At 34.4% G+C, this 14,558-nt stretch carries 11 protein-coding genes; 1 reads left to right on the top strand and 10 read right to left on the bottom strand.

What is annotated here, in order from left to right:
* The 10 genes from IL45_RS13030 to fahA all read right to left on the bottom strand — a co-directional run bounded on the left by IL45_RS13030 (position 1) and on the right by fahA (position 13,127).
* On the bottom strand, positions 1-558 hold the full coding sequence (locus tag IL45_RS13030; RefSeq protein WP_051788730.1) for a SprT-like domain-containing protein: 558 nt from the start codon (positions 556-558) through the stop codon (positions 1-3).
* 235 nt (positions 559-793) lie between these two features.
* Positions 794-2,632: a membrane protein insertase YidC gene (yidC, locus tag IL45_RS13025; protein ID WP_036584692.1), complete on the bottom strand. Its 1,839-nt coding sequence runs from the start codon at positions 2,630-2,632 to the stop codon at positions 794-796.
* Positions 2,633-2,725: 93 nt separating this feature from the next.
* On the bottom strand, positions 2,726-4,333 hold the full coding sequence (locus IL45_RS13020) for a CTP synthase (RefSeq protein ID WP_036584689.1): 1,608 nt from the start codon (positions 4,331-4,333) through the stop codon (positions 2,726-2,728).
* A 166-nt stretch (positions 4,334-4,499) separates the two neighbouring features.
* Positions 4,500-5,024 (bottom strand): DUF922 domain-containing protein, encoded by a 525-nt coding sequence (locus tag IL45_RS13015; protein WP_036584687.1) that lies wholly within the window; start codon positions 5,022-5,024, stop codon positions 4,500-4,502.
* 3 nt (positions 5,025-5,027) lie between these two features.
* Positions 5,028-5,429 (bottom strand): OsmC family protein, encoded by a 402-nt coding sequence (locus IL45_RS13010; RefSeq protein ID WP_036584685.1) that lies wholly within the window; start codon positions 5,427-5,429, stop codon positions 5,028-5,030.
* A complete protein-coding gene (locus tag IL45_RS13005) occupies positions 5,429-7,354 on the bottom strand; it encodes an amino acid ABC transporter substrate-binding protein (protein WP_036584682.1) in 1,926 nt (641 codons plus the stop codon). Before IL45_RS13005 ends, IL45_RS13010 begins: the two co-directional genes overlap by 1 nt.
* Before the next feature lie 6 nt (positions 7,355-7,360).
* Entirely contained in the window at positions 7,361-8,896 is a 1,536-nt protein-coding gene (gene guaA, locus IL45_RS13000; RefSeq protein ID WP_036584681.1) for a glutamine-hydrolyzing GMP synthase, read from the bottom strand.
* 72 nt (positions 8,897-8,968) lie between these two features.
* Entirely contained in the window at positions 8,969-10,573 is a 1,605-nt protein-coding gene (gene bshC, locus IL45_RS12995) for a bacillithiol biosynthesis cysteine-adding enzyme BshC (RefSeq protein WP_036584679.1), read from the bottom strand.
* A gap of 73 nt (positions 10,574-10,646) precedes the next feature.
* Entirely contained in the window at positions 10,647-11,834 is a 1,188-nt protein-coding gene (locus tag IL45_RS12990) for a hypothetical protein (RefSeq protein WP_036584676.1), read from the bottom strand.
* On the bottom strand, positions 11,835-13,127 hold the full coding sequence (gene fahA / locus IL45_RS12985; RefSeq protein ID WP_036584674.1) for a fumarylacetoacetase: 1,293 nt from the start codon (positions 13,125-13,127) through the stop codon (positions 11,835-11,837).
* A 105-nt stretch (positions 13,128-13,232) separates the two neighbouring features.
* Between fahA and glyA the strand changes: the two genes are divergently transcribed.
* The gene (glyA, locus tag IL45_RS12980) at positions 13,233-14,510 is read left to right on the top strand and encodes a serine hydroxymethyltransferase (protein WP_036584672.1); all 1,278 of its coding nucleotides are present in this window, start codon (positions 13,233-13,235) and stop codon (positions 14,508-14,510) included.
* Positions 14,511-14,558: the final 48 nt, after the last annotated feature.

The raw sequence follows: 14,558 nt of genomic DNA, 5'->3' as shown, positions 1-14,558 counted from the left end.
TTAACTTTTTAAAACTTCTACCTGAACATTAGGCTGGAAAAGATAAACTTTACCACTCTCTATTTCTAAGCATTCATAGCGTTTACGCAACTTTTTACCTTTTTGAAATTTACGTCCATTATCTGTCGCAAAAATAGCGCCTTGCACTAACTCAAATATATAATTTTTATCAGTGGCAGCATCATACTTTTTAAGAGCTACACTTAAATGTGCATCAGTATCACTACTGGCTGTTGGATTTTTAAAATGTCTGGCCAGTAAAGGCAAAACATCATTGGGGAAAATGTCTGGTCTTAAAAAAGGTAGCATTAAATGTTGGAAGGTATGTTTCCACTCTACTCCATGTGGTTTAATAGCCCTACCATACTTTTTAAAAGCAACTAAATGAGCAATCTCATGAACCAATGTTACTAAAAAACGATACTGATTTAAGTTTGCATTAATGGTAATGCGATGAGAACCATCTGGCAATGGTCTATAATCACCATGCCTGGTCTTGCGTTCATTTACAATTTTGAGATGAACAGCATTCATCTCTAGCAATTGAGTTAAAGGCATTACAGCAAGTCGTGGTATATATTTATCTAAAACCGACACTAATAATTAGTTACTTTAATGAATTACAATTTAGGGATGAAAAGTAGGATTAGAAAGTGAATAATAGCTTAGTTATTAAGATACTTTATAAAAAGTTAATACTAGTAAAATCAAAAATCCCATCTAGAAACTTAGATGGGATTTAAAGTATTAAACTAAAAGTCGCCGCTACAGGTGACCGATGATATAATTTTATTTATTTCTTTCCTTTTTTCTGTTCTTCTTGTTGGGCTTGTGCTTGCTCCATGATCTCACTCATCTTTGAAGCAAAACGTCCTTTCTTCTTTTTAGGTGCTGCTTTTGCTTTCTCGATTTTAGCAAGTACTTTATCTTCTTTGATTACAAAGTTTTTAATTACTAGCATGATACCTATGGTAATCAAATTCGATACAAAGTAATACAATGACAATCCACTAGCATAGTTATTGAAGAATACTAGCATGAACAGTGGTGATAGATACATGATGAACTTCATATTAGGCATACCAGGCTGCTGTGTGTTTTGCATGGTCTGACCAGTAGTCATTTGCATGTAAAAGAATATAGCAACAGAAGCTAGGATAGGAAACAAACTTACGTGATCACCATAGAATGGGATATCCCAGCCTTCAGGTAATTTAAATATTTGATCATAGCTTGATAGATCGTCTGCCCATAGAAAACTCTTTTGTCTTAAGTCAAAGGCTGTTGGGAAGAACTTAAAGAGTGCAAAGAAAACAGGCATTTGTAATAGCCCTGGCAAACAACCCGATAGTGGACTGGCACCAGCCTCACTCTGAATGCGCATCGTTTCTTGCTGCTTCTTCATCGCATTATCCTTATACTTCTCGGCAATACGATTTAATTCTGGACGTAGAATTTTCATTTTTGCCTGAGTCATATAACTCTTATATAAAACAGGAGATAAAATGATACGAACACATATCGTTAAAAGAATAATCGCTATTCCATAAGGTATACCGGCATTTTTAGTTAACAACGAGAATAATGGACGTATTACAAATTCATTAATCCATCCAAAAATTCCCCAACCTAAATCTACAACTTCATCTAGATTACGATCATAACCATCTAGAATATCATAATCTGTCGGACCAAAATACCAGTCCATATTGTATGCTAGTTCACCACCAGTATATTCTAACTCAATTTGAGAGTTGAATTTTTTAGTATAGGTATCTTGCTCATCATCTTGAGAAGCGATATTCTCAGAAATTAATTTAGCTTTCTTAAATGGTGTATCTGTTAATAGAATGGATGTGAAGAAATGTTGTTTATAAGCAATGTAAGAAACCTTGTCTTCTTCTTCGTCAGCTTCAGCACCTTGGCCAGTATAGTCATCACTACCATCACCGTACTCAAACTTAATTTCAGTATAACGGTTCTCGTTATCCATACCTTTAGAACGCTTGTAAGCAAGCATTTCCCAGTTAAGTTGTGGAGCGTCTGCCGTATTAAATGTTTGAGATAAACCTTGAGAACGGATGGTAAAATCCATCATATAATTCTTAGGTTGTAACTCATATCTAAATTCCAGAAATTGAGAAGGACCGACATTTGCTTTAAAAGACAATACCTTATTTGCACCATTCATAGACTGTGAAGGCGTAAAGCTCATATCTTTAGTATGCATTTTACGACCATCATTAGTTACAAAGACTAAATCTAGCTGGTGATCTTTCTCACTAGGTTTTGCCAGATAAACTGGTAAAGAGTCATAGGTTTTGTAGCTTTTCAATAACGCTTCTTGAATCAAAGCTCCTTTAGAATCAATTTTGAATTGAATTAAATCATTTTCAAAAGTGATTACTTCATTTGATCCTGCTTGAAAAACACCGTTGCTAATTGGAGCAGTTGTCGTCTCATTATTAGATGTTAATTGTGGTGTGGTATCTGGCGTCGATGCACTAGTCTCGGTAGTGGTTTCTGGATTAGCCTCTACGTCTGCTTGATTCTGACTGAACCAGTACATTAGGATTATGAAAATAAGTCCCATTCCTACTATTGACTTCCAGTCGATTGATTTTTGTTCCATAAAATTCCCCTTGCAAGGGCTGTACTGTGGTTCTTAAAAAGAACCTGTTGATTGATTTTTACACGCTTTCGCGAAAGCGCAATCTTTATAATCTTATTGCTTTCTCGCAGCTGCTGCCGCTACAAATGATTTAAATAAAGGATGTGGATTTGCCACCGTACTTTTATATTCTGGATGATATTGAACACCTATAAACCATGGGTGATCTTCTATCTCTATTATTTCTACTAATCCTGTTTTAGGATTAACACCAGTAGATTTTAATCCAGCTTTTTCTAGCTGTTCCTTATATTCATTATTATACTCATAACGATGTCTGTGGCGTTCAGAAATCATGCCTGAACCATAAATATCTGACACATTGCCACCGTTTAACTCACAATCCCATGCACCTAGACGCATGGTACCGCCCATATTTGTGATATTTTTTTGCTCTTCCATGAGAGAAATTACCGGATTTGCGGTCTTCTCATCCATCTCTACAGAATTTGCATCTTTGAGTCCTAATACATTCCTACTATACTCTATAACAGCCATTTGCATTCCTAAACAAATTCCAAAGAATGGCATCTTATTTACTCGAGCATAACGTACTGCCTCGATCTTACCTTCTATCCCACGTTCTCCAAAACCTGGCGCTACTAATAAACCATCTAGGTGCGACAACTTGGCGTCAATATTATCAACTTCAAGAAATTCACTGTGAATAGATTCAATATTTACTTTTACCTCATTTGCAGCTCCTGCATGGATGAATGATTCTAGTATGGATTTATAAGAATCTTGTAATTCTACATACTTCCCTATTAAGCCAATAGTGACTTCACTCTTAGGATTTTTGTGACGTTGCACGAACTCATTCCAGTTAGTAAGGTCTGGAGCTTTTTGAATATCTAAATTTAGTTCCTCTAGAACGACTTTATCTAGACCTTCGGCCAGCATTTTATTAGGTACATCATATATAGTTTCTACATCAATAGATTGTATGACTGCCTCACGTCGCACGTTACAGAAACGTGCTAGTTTAGTTTTAATTTCTTCAGATAATTCATGCTCTGTACGGCATACTAATATGTCTGCCTGTACTCCACTTTCCATCAATGTTTTTACACTGTGTTGAGTAGGTTTAGTTTTTAATTCACCAGCTGCGCTTAAGAATGGAATCAGCGTTAAGTGAATAACCATAGAATTATGTTCTCCTAATTCCCAACTTAATTGTCTTACACTTTCAATATATGGTAATGATTCAATATCACCTACCGTACCACCTATTTCAGTAATCACGATATCATAGTCACCTGATTTACCTAAAATCTGGATCCGGTGTTTGATTTCGTCTGTAATATGTGGGATAACCTGAACGGTCTTACCTAAAAACTCACCACGACGCTCTTTTTGAATAACGCTTTGATAAATTCTACCAGTGGTAACGTTGTTAGCCTGAGAGGTGTTCACGTTTAAAAATCGCTCATAGTGACCTAAATCTAGATCGGTTTCTGCGCCATCTTCTGTGACATAACACTCACCATGTTCGTATGGATTAAGTGTTCCTGGATCTACATTAATATAGGGATCAAGCTTTTGTATAGTTACTCTAAAACCACGCGCCTGAAGCAGTTTTGCAAGAGATGCGGCTATAATTCCTTTACCTAAAGAAGAGGTAACTCCACCGGTTACAAAAATGTATTTTGCGTGTGCCATAAACGTGTTCTGAGCTTTTAAAATCAGCTGCAAAAGTAGTCATTTTATGTAGAATTATAGAAAGGAAAAAGGTGAGTATTTTAAGACTTTTAAATAGATATACACAGAATATTTATTGTGTAACGATAGTTAAAAGATTTAATGGAATATCGTAAAATAACAATGCTTAACTAGTTTTAAAAAACTCTTGAGAGATGTAGGTTTCCCATTCTCTTTGCTTCGATAAAATCAGACCATGATTGGTTTCTTTATCATAACGTGCTTGCATGGTTTGCCTGTTAGACTCTACTCTTTTAAAAATACCTAAGATCTCTACTTTATAATTTTGAGTGGGATTGTAGTTATCAAAAGCTCTTTTAAGTATCCGAGCATGCAACTCTGATATGTTCCAATGTAATTGCTCGTGTCTCAATAATTGTGCATCGTCTTCCAGCAAATCTTTTTTCCAACTAAGCTGTGGATAAAATTCACTGCGCACATCAAATTCAATGGTTACTTGATCACGAGTTCTTTTTGCCGAATATCCATAAGCTATTCCAGAATTAACACTTGCCGCATGATGTGCATCTACCGGTGGAGTCCCCATAAAATCATCCCAAGTTAAAACTGGTTTTTCTTGAAATGTAAACTTCTTATCTGGTACTAACAAAGTAGTCCATAAAACGGATATAAGAAGAAGTGACCAGCGCATTGTTTAAGACCAGTTAAAAGTTATATTCTTAACAATATCTGGATGAAGACTTTGATGAACAGGACAGGTATTTGCTATACGTTCTAAAATAAGCTGCGCACGCTTATCACAATTACCCTTCATATCTAAAATAACATCTATTTGAGATATGCGACGTGGATTTGCTGCCATAGTTTTAGTAACCTGAGCAACACTTCCTTTTAAGTCTAATTCTAAATCTCTAGCCTTGATACCCATCATGGTAATCATACAGCTAGCAAGACCAGTGGCCACAGTATCTGTAGGTGAAAACGCTTCTCCTTTACCATTGTTATCCGTAGGCGCATCTGTCGTGAAAGTATCATCACTTTTTAAGTGCTTACTCTCACATCTTAAATCTCCTAAATAAGTTACCGTTGATGTCATTAATCCAATTCTTTAATGGTTAAATCTTCTTGATATTGCAATAGATAAACCGATTCGTTATAATAACCTGCCATGAATTTTTTTGAATAGTTGAATTTATTCTCTACTTGAGAAGTACTTCCATTATTCATTGCGCTATCATATAGATTACCGGCACTCGCATTTCTTAAGATAATATCCATTGCTACGTCAAAGCCTCTCGTAGCATAAGCATTAGGAGTTATTTGATATTTGCGATAATACTTTTTTGAAAATCCATTCTCACTTCCAGAGTCTCTATTAATACTAGGATATGTATACTTTAATGAACCTAATCTCATATGAGGTAGTTCTAGTTCATCATAATTTTCATAACCAAACATGGTTACATTATGCGATTTTGCCTTTGCAGAATAATGTGATATCGCATCTGTTATAAAACCTTCATTATCTACCGCAAGTATTACCCAGTTATCTTTGTCAGAATCTAAAGCATTGATATAAGTCTGTTTATAGATGTAATTATCTTTATTAGGCTTCAATTCTTTCGCATTTGGAAAAAGCGCTAGATACTCGTTCTTCAATTCTGGTTTTTTAGAATCCGTTACTAAGATAATGTTCTTCCCTTCAGAGTTTGCTACTAGATAATCCATGAGCTTTTGTTTTAAAAGAGCCTGATCTGGTCTAGCTTGGAAAAGATTTTTATAAAGACGTACGTCAGTGTTAGTCAATGGTGATATGACAGGTATACCATCACTTTTCAATTCTTTAGCGGCCTCTACCACATTTTTAGCTAATAGAGGTCCTACAACAGCTGCATAACTATTAAAGTCATGAGAATTTATAATAGAATTCACCTTACTAGTACTTTTTTGGGTATCAAAAACATCATACGTCACCATAAGGCCTAGTGACTGTGCGGAGTCTCTGGCAATGGTCATACCACTATAAAAATCTAAAGCAATACGAGTTGCAGACTCCTTGCGCAATAACGCATCATCAGATGTTTCCTCTCCTAGTTTATTAAGTGATAATGGTAACATCACAGCAAATCGCTGCGGATTATAATTAGATATACTATCCAAAAGGTTTGAAAATCCAGTAATTTTGGAATCCATAACATTGATATGCCCTATTTCAGAATTCGGGATTCTAATATTCATACCCAGCTTTAAACCATCTTTAATATGTGGATTAAGTGCTATTAGTGAATCTTCAGTTATACCTGTTAAATTTTCTAAAGAGTACATGGTCATTTTTGCAGGCACTTCATAATTCACAAATTTATTTATAACTGCATTTCCTTCATTTAAAACTGAACCATCATTAACTACTGTTTTTATAACAGGAACATTAATAACCATTCCAGGATGAAGATCTTTTATTTCTGGATTAAGACTTTCTAAAGCCGGAACCTTTATACCATATTTAGTAGCTATACCAAATTTAGTATCCTTAGGCATCACACGATATTTACCGTCTTCTAAAGGTGCATCTGTAGTTACTTCATCAACAGGTGTAGTAACAGGTACAGGTATTTCTACTTCTTCAAAAACTGGTATTTGTATACGGTCACCTTTTCTAAGTCCTTTAGAATACAATTCTTTATTGGCCTCTTTAATATCTAGTTCTGTGACATCATATTTTTTTGCAATACCATATAACGTTTCTCTGCGACGAACTTTATGCTTCTTATATTCAACAATTTTACGTTGAGTCAGCACATTTGAGCTAGCAGGAATTAATAGTATAGAACCTTCTTTTAAACCAGATTTAATATCAGGATTAAGTTGGGTTAATTCTGTAGCATTAATTCGGTATTTACCTACGATACTAAAAACGGTCTCTCCTTTTTGAACGACATGCTGTTTGTAGTTCTGAAGGACTGTTGCATTCGCTTTCGCGAAAGCGAAAAAAACAAAGACTACTAAGATTATATTTTTCATATTATTTTATTCCCATTCTATAGTTGCTGGCGGCTTTGAACTGATATCATATACCACTCTATTAACGCCTTTTACTTTATTTATTATTTCATTGCTGGTCGCCTGTAAAAATTCATATGGTAAATTTACCCAATCTGCGGTCATACCATCTGTACTTTCTACAGCTCTTAATGCAACGCATTTTTCATAGGTACGTTCATCTCCCATAACACCTACACTATTTACCGGCAGTAAAATGGCGCCTGCTTGCCATACTTTATCATATAAATCCCATTTTTTAAGATTATTGATAAATACGGCGTCAACTTCTTGTAATATAGCGACTTTTTCTGGAGTGATATCTCCTAAAATTCTAATCGCTAATCCAGGACCCGGAAATGGATGTCTACCTAAAAGGTCTGCAGCCATACCCATCGACGCTCCTACTCTTCTTACTTCATCTTTAAATAATGCTCTAAGTGGTTCAACAATCTTCAATTTCATGAAATCTGGTAATCCACCTACATTATGATGTGATTTAATAGTCGCACTAGGTCCACCTGTTGCACTAACACTTTCTATCACATCTGGATAAATAGTACCTTGAGCTAACCAGGTTACATTTTGAACTTCCTTTGCTTCATCATCAAAAACTTCAATAAAAACACGACCTATTGCCTTACGTTTCAATTCTGGATCATCTAACCCAGCAAGAGCATCCATAAATCGTGCCGAAGCATCAACACCTTTAACGTTCAAGCCCATACCTTCATATTGCTTAAGGACTTGTGTATACTCGTCCTTGCGCAATAATCCATTATTAACAAAAATACAATAGAGGTTCTCTCCTATAGCTTTATGTAATAACATTGCCGCGACTGATGAATCGACTCCACCGCTTAATCCTAAGACGACTTTATCGTTTCCTATCTTTGCCTGCAATGCCTCTACCGTTTCATCTACAAATGCATTAGGTGTCCAGTCTGGATTAACATTTGCTATTTTAATCAAAAAGTTTTCGAGTAATTGCTTTCCATCTGTCGAGTGATAAACCTCTGGATGGAACTGGATTGCATAAGTATCTTCTCCATTAATTTTATAAGCAGCATTTTCAACATCATGTGTACTAGCTAGCAATTCACCGTTAGTCGGTAACTTTTTAATGGTATCACTATGACTCATCCACACCTGACTACCAGTAGAAATCCCTTCTAAAAAGGCCTCACCTGTTTTTATATAAGACAGGTTTGCACGACCATATTCTCTGGTACTAGATGCACCTACTTCACCTCCATGAAAATGTGCGAGATATTGAGCACCGTAACAAACACCTAGTAAGGGTTTTTTACCTCTTACTTCATCTAGCTCTATATGAAATGCGTTTTCTGAACGCACAGACATAGGGCTCCCCGATAGTATGATTGCTTTATAATCATCAAGATTAGATGGAACTTTATTAAATGGATGTATTTCGGAATAGATGTTCAACTCTCGAACTCTGCGCGCAATAAGTTGTGTGTACTGCGATCCAAAATCTAATATTAAAACCTTATCATGTTGCATGCGCAAATTTACTTTTTTATGAGTGAAAGTAAATCTGTAAATGAGACTTTTGTTAACGTGTTTTAAAGATATTTAAGAATCAAGTATTATGACCGAAAATCTTAAATCTAAAGGATCAAGATTTTCTTTAAGTATTTTAATCAAATTTGACCCATATTCTACATAAAGACTTGAGAAGTTTTCCTGACGTTCTTGTAGACTAGCGTTAGGAAATAACTCTTGTTGTAGAATGGTTGCTCTTTGTAAAAAATCTTTAAGCTTACGCTTTTGAGCTTTTAAAAGTCTTTTTTCTAGATTTTCTAATCCTTTTATCTGTTTGCGTTCTTGGGCTGCAACAGCTCTTTCAAAAGAGCTTTCAGTTTTTTGAGCAAGTGTATATAAATCTTTAAATTGATTCTTTAAATGTTTTTTCTGGGTAGAGAAATCAATTTTAATTTCACTCAATTGTCGAGTTAATCTCTCTTCAAGTTGAAAATCTTTGAGAAACAAATCTTTGATTTCTAAATCTAGTTTTTGCACTTTTTCAAATTCCTTATTAGCAAGTATTAATGCAGAGTTGCGCATTAATAAAATAGGAAATGTAATTTCTTGGGAATCAAAATACTCCTTAAGCTCTAACCAATAAGCCATTTCACCACCACCACCTATATAACATAGATTAGGCAAGATAGCTTCTTGATACAAAGGACGCATAATCACATTAGGAGAGAACCGTTCTGGGAATTGTTCTAATTCGGTTAAAATCTCTTTTTCAGAAAAAACAATTTTAGTATCAACTACTTTATATAGATTATTTTCAAAAACAATACGTTCTCTTAAATTATCATTGAGATAAAATAAATTTATTTCTCGAGGTGATACTTGTACTTTATAAGCTTCCGGCCAATTTGCTATGGTATTAGTGACTTTATGATAACTAGTTTGATCTAGCAATTCTTCTTTAAAATGCGGTGTCATTAAACTTTTAAGCCCATGATCATCACCATCAACTATCACTAGCCCATCTTTCCCAAATAATTGATGAGCAAGAAAACGAGTAGCACTTGCAAGATTATCATGGTCTAGATAAGCTGTTTTGAAAAGTTTAATAATTTCTAAAGCATTTTTACTAGTACCTATCTGACCTTTAAAAATATCTAAAACCTCTTTTAAACCATCTGTATTTAACCTACCTACACCACCATTAGATTCTTTATTCCAGACAACCTTTTTACCATGATATTTAAAATATTGAATTTCTTCAAAGTCATGATCTTCAGTAGCCATCCAATATACTGGAATAAAGTTATAGGATGGATAAGCCTCTTTTAATTGCTTACAAAGGTTAATTACAGATATAATCTTATATAAAAAGTAAAGTGGTCCTGTAAATAAATTAAGTTGATGACCTGTTGTTATTGTAAATGTATTTTCTTCCTTTAATAAACAGATGTTACTTAAGGATTCTTGTACATTATCAAGCTTACTATATTGATTTAACAATGACTCAACCAGAACTTTCCTGGTTTTAGGTTTCTGTTTAAACTCAATTTGCTTTTCCTCAATTTGATCTTGAAAATTTTCTAGTGCAGGAAACCTATGATATAAATTCTTTAAATTATCTTTTTCTACCAGATAATCTTCCATCAAAGAGGAAAAATACCTTGCATCTGGATAAGTAAGTTTTTCTAGAGTCATAGGTTCAAATATAGAACTACAGATGTGAAATAGTTCTTAAAACAAGATGGTATTGATAGAAATTTTAATAAAACTAGTTTCTATACCTTAGACCTGTAAGAACCTCTTTAATGCGCAATTTTAGATCTTCACCTGCATCATAGATCATCTGTTCATTAGATGGGAATGGTATAGCTCTCGCATTTAGAGTTTGTAAATAATCTTCATCAACTGCTCGTCTATCTCCATTAACACTGCCGTATATGTAATTAAAAATAAAAGTACTTCCTATAGGAAAACGATCAACTAGTTGTCTATTATAATTATTAGTGACGATAATATTTGCATCAATAGACACTTCTTTTTGTTGCGTACTTTGAAATATAGTAGCCTTTACAAGTTTGTATTTATCCTTTTTAATGTCATCTCCTAGACTATCCTTTTTTACATTCCCGCGCTCATCTAATTCATATTCAAAGCCGTCTATTACTTGTTTTTCTTTTTGAAGTTCTTTTTGTAAAACTTGCTCTGGAGAAATATTAATGTTTCTAAAATTAATATTTAAGCTGTAATCATAAAAAATATTATCATTATGTCGATTATGATAAACAGTCCATTTATCATTTAATCCATAAGTTGAAAAATTAAGTAACTCTTCCTCTAGACGTTCTGGTATTACTAATTGTGTTTCATTTTTTAGTGAAACCATGATGTAATCAGTTCCTTTTTCTAAGGCTTTATCCAGTAATACTGCCGTGTCTTTGTAGTTAGGGTTTATTTTATTTAAATATATTAAATCATCATAAATAGTACGTGCTTGCAAGGTATTTGCCACATTCAAAGATTTTCTAGCGTTGTCTAATAAATGATCTGATAATGATGTTCTTGCAGCAATAACTTTTTTAGAATAGTCAACCATCGGGAAACTTGCAGATTTACCGGTTTCATAGATTGTTAGTGGTAGTAGCGGTCTTATCTTAGATTGCCGATACTCCATATTTAGTAGAGTTTCATAAATCGACTCCAGTACCGAAGGATTAGGATCAGATTGCAATCTGTTGAGTACAATCTGATCTTCAGAAACCGCTTTCGCGAAAGCGTTTTCCAATAAAACTACGTACTCTTGTTTACGCTTTGCATTCTTATCACTGGCTAAATTGCTAATTGCAATATCTATAGCCTGATCAAAATTACCCGTATTAATAGCTGTTTCAGCTTTTTTAACACTGCTACAACTCGCTAACATAGTATATACAAAAAGTACCGAGTATAGGGTTTTCATCTAATGTTTAGATTTAGGTTCGTATACTGGTAACAATTGATTAGAAACTTCACCAAAACCTATACGAACAGGACCATTTTTACAATAACCTCTCATTGTTACGGTATCAAAGTCATTTATAAATTTACGCTCTGTACCATCATTTAGTTGAACAGGGCGTTCACCTCTCCAACTCAGTTCTAGCATAGAACCATAAGAGTCTGGTTTAGGACCAGAAATGGTTCCACTCCCCATCATATCTCCACTATTTACTCTACAACCATTTATAGTATGGTGAGCTAATTGCTGAGACATATTCCAATACAGATGTTTGAAATTTGATTTACAGATTGTAGTTGGTTTACCTTGTTGTGGGGTGATATCAACCTCTAAATGAATGTCATATGTTTTATCATTACTAGATTTTAAATAATCTAAAACAGGTTTTTCCATATCAGGACCGCTTGTTCTAAACGGTTCTAAGGCATCAAGTGTAACAATCCATGGAGATATGGAACTAGCAAAGTTTTTTGCTAAGAAAGGACCTAAAGGTACATATTCCCATTTCTGAATGTCTCTTGCACTCCAATCATTAAAAACGACCATTCCAAAGATATAATCCTCAGCCTCATCCACGCTTATAGGTTGTCCCATATTGTTTGCATCAGTAGTGATGAACGCCATTTCTAATTCAAAATCAACTAATTTTGAAGGACCAAAAACAGGCTGTTCACTACCTGCCGTTATCGTTTGACCTTGAGGTCTATGGATAGGAATTCCAGAAGGTATAATCGTACTTGATCTTCCATGATAAGCAACAGGCATATGTAACCAGTTAGGTAGTAAAGCATTATCAGGATCCCTAAACATAGTACCTACATTAGTAGCATGCTCTTTACTGCTGTAAAAATCAGTATAATCACCGATTAAGACAGGAAGTTGCATTTCTACTTCATCCATGTTAAAGATGATACGATTTCTATGCTCTTTATTGTCTCTAAGAAGCGGATTTTCAGAATCAAAAATATCTCCAATACGATTACGTACAAGTCTCCAAGTTTTTTTACCATCAGATATAAAGTCATTCAAGGTATCCTGCATAAACATATCATCCGTGAGTGGTACACCATCAAAATAACCCATTTCCTGCAACGCACCTAAGTCTATAGCCCAATCACCAATACGGGTTCCTATAGTTATTACATTATCTCTCGTTAAAAACACACCAAATGGAATGTTCTGTATTGGAAAATGAGAATCGCTGCTATAGCCTATCCATGATTTTCTATTTGGGTCGTTAGTTTGAAGTGGCATATTATATTTTTATATCCTGTTAAAAAAACTATCCAAATATATCATATTCGTAACGTTTGCAAAGAGCAATGAATTATTTTTGTTTTAATCTTAACGATATAAATTATGAGCTACAACGATAAAGAGATTTTTGATTTAATTCAGGAAGAACAAGAAAGACAAAAAACTGGATTGGAATTAATTGCAAGTGAAAATTATGTAAGTACTGATGTCCTTGCTGCGGCAGGCTCTATTCTAACCAATAAGTATGCAGAAGGTTATCCAGGTAAAAGATATTATGGTGGATGTGAAGTTGTTGATGAAATCGAGACAATTGCCATTGAACGCGCAAAGGAACTTTTTAATGCAGAATACGTAAATGTTCAACCACATTCTGGAAGCCAAGCTAATACTGCAGTATTTCATGCTTGCTTAAAGCCCGGCGAAAAAATATTAGGATTTGATTTGTCACATGGTGGTCATTTAACTCATGGGTCACCAGTGAATTTTTCAGGTAAGCTTTATGAGACTTCTTTTTATGGAGTTGAAAAAGAAACTGGTTTATTGAATTATGACAAAATTCAATCTATTGCAGAAAAGGAAAGGCCAAAGTTAATAATAGCTGGTGCATCTGCTTATAGTAGAGAAATAGATTATGAAAGATTTCGTGAGATAGCAGATAGTGTAAATGCCATACTTTTAGCCGATATAGCGCATCCTGCTGGACTAATAGCAAAAGGCATATTACAAGATGCCGTTGCGTATGCACATATTTGTACCAGTACAACGCATAAAACTTTAAGAGGTCCAAGAGGTGGTATTATTATTATGGGAAAAGATTTTGAAAACCCATTTGGTGAAAAACTAAAAAATGGTAATCTTAAAAAAATGTCTTCATTATTAAATAGTGGGGTATTTCCTGGTAATCAAGGAGGCCCTTTAGAGCATATTATAGCAGCCAAAGCTGTTGCTTTTAAAGAGGCTTTATCCGAAGACTTCTTAAAATATATAGTGCAAGTAAAAAAGAATGCAAAAGTCATGGCTGAAGAATTTGTTAAGAGAGAATACAATATAATCTCTGGAGGTACGGACAATCACATGATGTTGATTGATTTGAGAAATAAGAATATCACAGGGAAACAAGCAGAAGAGGCATTAGGCAAGGCTGATATCACGGTTAATAAAAATATGGTCCCATTTGATGACCAATCACCATTTGTTACAAGTGGAATTAGAATAGGTACCGCAGCAATTACTACTAGAGGATTATTAGAATCAGACATGTCCAGTATAGTAAAACTTATCGATAATGTTATATCTAATTCTGAAGATGAAAATTATATAAAAGAATGTAAGCGCTTAGTAAATCAATTAATTTCAGATTTCCCGTTATACAAGGTTTAATCAGGTTTGATATCTGAACGACAAAATGTCTAGCAGTTCTTAAGAGCG

The organism is Nonlabens ulvanivorans, assembly GCF_000732625.1.
Taxonomy (GTDB): Bacteria; Bacteroidota; Bacteroidia; order Flavobacteriales; family Flavobacteriaceae; genus Nonlabens; species Nonlabens ulvanivorans.
Note: the sequence above shows the minus strand (reverse complement) of the source record. Positions and strands in the feature narration are given on the sequence as shown.

What these genes read in the sequence shown, in the direction of transcription:
- IL45_RS13030 (WP_051788730.1), bottom strand. Translation starts at nt 558, where the DNA reads ATGCCTTTAACTCAATTGCTAGAGATGAATGCTGTTCATCTCAAAATT.
- yidC (WP_036584692.1), bottom strand. Translation starts at nt 2,632, where the DNA reads ATGGAACAAAAATCAATCGACTGGAAGTCAATAGTAGGAATGGGACTT.
- IL45_RS13020 (WP_036584689.1), bottom strand. Translation starts at nt 4,333, where the DNA reads ATGGCACACGCAAAATACATTTTTGTAACCGGTGGAGTTACCTCTTCT.
- IL45_RS13015 (WP_036584687.1), bottom strand. Translation starts at nt 5,024, where the DNA reads ATGCGCTGGTCACTTCTTCTTATATCCGTTTTATGGACTACTTTGTTA.
- IL45_RS13010 (WP_036584685.1), bottom strand. Translation starts at nt 5,429, where the DNA reads ATGACATCAACGGTAACTTATTTAGGAGATTTAAGATGTGAGAGTAAG.
- IL45_RS13005 (WP_036584682.1), bottom strand. Translation starts at nt 7,354, where the DNA reads ATGAAAAATATAATCTTAGTAGTCTTTGTTTTTTTCGCTTTCGCGAAA.
- guaA (WP_036584681.1), bottom strand. Translation starts at nt 8,896, where the DNA reads ATGCAACATGATAAGGTTTTAATATTAGATTTTGGATCGCAGTACACA.
- bshC (WP_036584679.1), bottom strand. Translation starts at nt 10,573, where the DNA reads ATGACTCTAGAAAAACTTACTTATCCAGATGCAAGGTATTTTTCCTCT.
- IL45_RS12990 (WP_036584676.1), bottom strand. Translation starts at nt 11,834, where the DNA reads ATGAAAACCCTATACTCGGTACTTTTTGTATATACTATGTTAGCGAGT.
- fahA (WP_036584674.1), bottom strand. Translation starts at nt 13,127, where the DNA reads ATGCCACTTCAAACTAACGACCCAAATAGAAAATCATGGATAGGCTAT.
- glyA (WP_036584672.1), top strand. Translation starts at nt 13,233, where the DNA reads ATGAGCTACAACGATAAAGAGATTTTTGATTTAATTCAGGAAGAACAA.